This is a genomic window from Vibrio sp. 378 (assembly GCF_033339435.1).
In genome coordinates, this window is record NZ_JAWOUO010000718.1 from 1 (window position 1) to 629 (window position 629).

1 protein-coding gene and 1 pseudogene are annotated in these 629 nt (G+C 50.1%); both read left to right on the top strand.

Features of this window, described 5'->3' with window-relative positions:
- A partial coding sequence (locus R7Q48_RS28465; protein ID WP_318133683.1) for an efflux RND transporter permease subunit occupies positions 1-317 on the top strand: 317 nt, incomplete at its 5' end.
- A pseudogene (locus R7Q48_RS28470) lies at positions 314-629 on the top strand (hypothetical protein); the annotation flags it as partial. The gene R7Q48_RS28465 and the pseudogene R7Q48_RS28470, both read left to right, overlap by 4 nt.

Genomic DNA, 629 nt, shown 5'->3' on the forward strand with positions numbered 1-629 from the left:
TCATCAAAAATGGCATCGTACTAATGGATCAAATTGAGCTCGAACGCACAAATGGCAAGAGCTTGTCTGACGCGATCAAAGAAGCCACGGTCAACCGTACTATGGCCATTTCTATGGGTGCGTTAACGACCGCGCTCGGCATGATCCCGCTGCTGTCAGACCTGCTGTTTGACCAAATGGCGGCAACCATCATCGGAGGCTTGGCAGCCGCAACCATATTGTCACTGTTTGTCATGCCTGCGCTGTATCGCCTTGCTTACAAAGAAAAAGCACCATCCACACAAACCAACGCTGAGCTAGAGGAGGCGTCATCGTGAAAAAATTCATTCTAACGCCTGTCGTTCTAGCCCTAAGTTTAGCGGGCTGTGCAGTGGGGCCAGACTACCAAGCACCGACCACCAGCATGGCAGAAACCTACTTGAACGCCGAAAATGCAGGGTTGAGTACCGATTCACAACACGTTGAGTTTTGGTGGACTAAGTTTCACGATCCGGTGTTGAATCAAATGGTTCAAGACATGCAGAGCCAAAACATTCCGCTGAAAGTGGCGGCCGAGCGGGTGAAAATGGCCAACAACTATAAAACCATGGTGGAGTCATTCAAGGTACCGACAATTAATCTCGGTGCGG